At 55.0% G+C, this 3,992-nt stretch carries 3 protein-coding genes; all 3 read left to right on the top strand.

Annotated features, from left to right (window positions below; translation table 11 throughout):
- The first annotated feature begins 359 nt into the window (after window positions 1-359).
- Genes lldP through lldD form a run of 3 tightly spaced genes read left to right on the top strand, consistent with a single transcriptional unit; the run spans window position 360 to window position 3,978 of the window.
- Complete coding sequence (lldP, locus tag EQY_RS0117480; RefSeq protein WP_001055315.1) at window positions 360-2,015, top strand: L-lactate permease; 1,656 nt, start codon at window positions 360-362, stop codon at window positions 2,013-2,015.
- Entirely contained in the window at window positions 2,015-2,791 is a 777-nt protein-coding gene (lldR, locus tag EQY_RS0117475; protein ID WP_010349909.1) for a transcriptional regulator LldR, read from the top strand. The genes lldP and lldR overlap by 1 nt, the downstream gene beginning before the upstream one ends.
- Window positions 2,788-3,978, top strand: coding sequence for a quinone-dependent L-lactate dehydrogenase (gene lldD, locus EQY_RS0117470; RefSeq protein ID WP_000586957.1), 1,191 nt, complete (start codon window positions 2,788-2,790; stop codon window positions 3,976-3,978). Before lldR ends, lldD begins: the two co-directional genes overlap by 4 nt.
- Window positions 3,979-3,992: the final 14 nt, after the last annotated feature.

The following is a 3,992-nucleotide window of genomic DNA, read 5'->3' as shown; positions in this document are numbered from 1 at the left end:
ATACCGTGCATAATGGTTTTCTTGCATTGCTGAAGGACGCGCTCCATCTAACACCGAGCACAATCAGTCCCCTCGCCCCTCCGGGGAGAGGGTTAGGGTGAGGGGCACAAGCCAGCTCCGCAGCAAATTTTTCTCCCCCACAATAATTGGCCCTACCAATTCTTCGCTTATCTGACCTCTGGTTCACAGTTCCCCAATTAAAACTCACATTAACGTTGCCAATGCATAACATTTAGTTAACCATTCATTGTCATTATCCCTACACAACAAAATTGGCAGTGCCACTTTTACACAACGTGTGACAAGGAGATGAGCAACAGACTCATTACACGATGTGCGTGGCCTCCAGGAGACCTGCAATGAATCTCTGGCAACAAAACTATGATCCCGCCGGGAATATCTGGCTTTCCAGCCTGATAGCATCGCTTCCCATCCTGTTTTTTTTCTTTGCGCTTATTAAGCTCAAACTAAAAGGCTATGTCGCCGCCACATGGACAGTCGTTATCGCTCTGACCGTCGCGCTATTGTTCTACAAAATGCCGGTCGCCAATGCGCTGGCCTCAGTGGTTTATGGCTTCTTCTACGGTTTGTGGCCCATCGCGTGGATCATTATTGCGGCGGTGTTCGTCTATAAGATCTCGGTGAAAACCGGACAGTTTGACATCATCCGCTCATCTATTCTTTCAATAACCCCTGACCAGCGCCTGCAAATGCTGATCGTCGGTTTCTGTTTCGGCGCATTTCTCGAAGGTGCCGCAGGCTTTGGCGCACCGGTAGCAATTACCGCCGCATTGCTGGTCGGGCTGGGCTTTAAACCCCTGTACGCCGCCGGGTTGTGCCTGATTGTTAACACCGCGCCGGTGGCATTTGGCGCGATGGGTATTCCGATTCTGGTTGCCGGACAGGTAACAGGCATCGACAGCTTTGAGATTGGCCAGATGGTGGGACGTCAGCTACCGTTTATGACCATTATCGTGCTGTTCTGGATCATGGCGATTATGGACGGCTGGCGGGGTATCAAAGAGACGTGGCCTGCGGTCGTGGTCGCGGGAGGCTCGTTTGCCATCGCACAGTACCTTAGCTCTAACTTTATTGGGCCGGAACTGCCGGACATTATCTCTTCGCTGGTATCGCTGCTCTGCCTGACGCTGTTCCTCAAACGTTGGCAGCCGGTGCGCGTTTTCCGCTTCGGCGATCTGGGTGCATCGCAAGTTGATATGACGCTGGCTCATACCGGTTACACCGCAGGTCAGGTGTTACGCGCCTGGACACCGTTCCTGTTCCTGACCGCCACCGTAACGCTGTGGAGTATTCCGCCGTTTAAAGCCTTGTTCGCTTCGGGTGGTGTGCTGTATGAGTGGGTGATCAACATTCCGGTGCCGTATCTCGACAAACTGGTTGCCCGTATGCCGCCAGTTGTCAGCGAAGCCACTGCCTATGCCGCCGTGTTTAAGTTTGACTGGTTCTCTGCCACCGGTACTGCCATTCTGTTTGCTGCGCTGCTCTCTATCGTCTGGCTGAAGATGAAACCCTCTGACGCCATCAGCACTTTCGGCAGCACACTGAAAGAACTGGCGCTCCCCATCTACTCCATCGGTATGGTGCTGGCTTTCGCCTTTATCTCGAACTATTCAGGGCTGTCGTCAACGCTGGCGCTGGCACTGGCACACACCGGTCATGCATTCACCTTCTTCTCGCCGTTCCTCGGCTGGCTGGGGGTATTCCTGACCGGGTCGGATACGTCATCTAACGCCCTGTTTGCCGCGCTGCAAGCCACCGCAGCACAACAAATTGGCGTCTCTGATCTGTTGCTGGTTGCTGCCAACACCACCGGCGGCGTCACCGGCAAGATGATCTCTCCGCAGTCCATCGCCATTGCCTGTGCGGCGGTAGGACTCGTGGGCAAAGAGTCAGATCTGTTCCGCTTTACTGTCAAACACAGCCTGATCTTCACCTGTATGGTGGGCGTGATTACCACGCTTCAGGCCTACGTCTTAACGTGGATGATTCCGTAATGATGGTTATACCCAGACGCCTGTCAGACGAGGTAGCTTCCCGTGTGCGGGCGCTGATTGATGAACAAAATCTGGAACCGGGCATGAAGTTGCCCGCTGAACGCCAACTGGCGATGCAGCTCGGCGTGTCGCGCAATTCCCTGCGCGAGGCGCTGGCAAAACTGGTCAGTGAAGGTGTGCTGCTTAGTCGTCGCGGTGGCGGGACGTTTATCCGCTGGCGCCATGACGCGTGGTCGGAGCAAAACATCGTCCAGCCGCTGAAAACGCTGATGGCTGATGATCCGGATTACAGCTTCGATATTCTGGAAGCCCGCTACGCCATTGAGGCCAGCACCGCCTGGCACGCAGCAATGCGTGCCACACAAGCCGATAAAGAAAAGATACAGCTCTGCTTTGAAGCGACGCTGAGTGAAGACCCGGATCTCGCCTCGCAAGCGGACGTTCGTTTTCATCTGGCAATTGCCGAAGCCTCACATAACATCGTGCTGCTGCAAACCATGCGCGGTTTCTTTGATGTCCTGCAATCTTCAGTGATGCAAAGTCGTCAGCGGATGTATCTGGTGCCGCCCGTTTTTTCGCAACTGACTGAACAGCATCAGGCGGTCATTAACGCCATTTTTGCCGGTGATGCCGACGGTGCGCGTAAAGCAATGATGGCGCACCTCAGCTTTGTCCACACCACCATGAAACGATTCGATGAAGATCAGGCTCGCCGTGCACGCATTACCCGCCTGCCCGGTGAGCATAATGAGCATTCGAGGGAGAAAAACGCATGATTATTTCCGCAGCCAGCGATTATCGCGCCGCAGCGCAACGCATTCTACCGCCGTTCCTGTTCCACTATATGGATGGTGGTGCATATTCTGAATACACGCTGCGCCGCAACGTGGAGGATTTGTCAGAAGTGGCGCTGCGCCAGCGTATTCTGAAAAACATGTCCGACTTAAGCCTGGAAACGACGCTGTTTAATGAGAAATTGTCGATGCCAGTGGCGCTGGCTCCGGTGGGTTTGTGCGGCATGTATGCGCGTCGCGGCGAAGTTCAGGCAGCCAAAGCGGCTGATGCGCATGGCATTCCGTTTACTCTCTCAACGGTTTCAGTTTGCCCGATTGAAGAAGTCGCTCCAGCTATCAAACGTCCGATGTGGTTCCAGCTTTATGTGCTGCGCGATCGCGGCTTTATGCGTAACGCACTGGAACGGGCAAAAGCGGCGGGCTGTTCGACACTGGTTTTCACCGTGGATATGCCGACGCCAGGCGCACGTTATCGTGACGCACACTCCGGTATGAGCGGCCCGAATGCCGCAATGCGCCGCTACTTGCAGGCGGTGACGCATCCGCAATGGGCGTGGGATGTCGGCCTGAACGGTCGTCCACATGATTTAGGTAATATTTCGGCTTACCTCGGCAAACCGACCGGACTGGAAGATTACATCGGCTGGCTGGGGAATAACTTCGATCCGTCCATCTCATGGAAAGACCTTGAGTGGATCCGCGATTTCTGGGATGGCCCGATGGTGATCAAAGGGATCCTCGACCCGGAAGATGCGCGTGATGCAGTACGTTTTGGTGCTGATGGGATTGTGGTTTCTAACCACGGTGGCCGCCAGCTGGACGGTGTACTCTCTTCCGCTCGTGCGCTGCCTGCTATCGCGGATGCGGTGAAAGGTGATATCGCCATTCTGGCAGATAGCGGGATTCGTAACGGACTTGATGTCGTGCGTATGATCGCGCTCGGTGCCGATACCGTACTGCTGGGTCGTGCGTTCCTGTATGCGCTGGCAACAGCGGGTCAGGCGGGCGTGGCGAACTTGCTGAATCTGATCGAGAAAGAGATGAAAGTGGCGATGACGCTGACTGGCGCGAAATCCATCAGTGAGATTACGGAAGATTCGCTGGTTCAGGGGCTGGGTAAAGAGTTGCCTGCGGCGCTGGCTCCGATGGCGAAAGGGAATGCAGCATAGTCGTTTGCGCCCCC

This window comes from Escherichia sp. TW14182, assembly GCF_000208525.1.
GTDB classification, from domain to species: Bacteria; Pseudomonadota; Gammaproteobacteria; order Enterobacterales; family Enterobacteriaceae; genus Escherichia; species Escherichia ruysiae.
The sequence above is the reverse complement of the archived record's forward strand: the minus strand, read 5'-3'. Positions and strand labels throughout refer to the sequence as shown.

Excerpts from the sequence above, each read along its gene's own strand:
- lldD (WP_000586957.1), top strand. The coding sequence starts at position 2,788 with ATGATTATTTCCGCAGCCAGCGATTATCGCGCCGCAGCGCAACGCATT.
- lldP (WP_001055315.1), top strand. The coding sequence starts at position 360 with ATGAATCTCTGGCAACAAAACTATGATCCCGCCGGGAATATCTGGCTT.
- lldR (WP_010349909.1), top strand. The coding sequence starts at position 2,015 with ATGATGGTTATACCCAGACGCCTGTCAGACGAGGTAGCTTCCCGTGTG.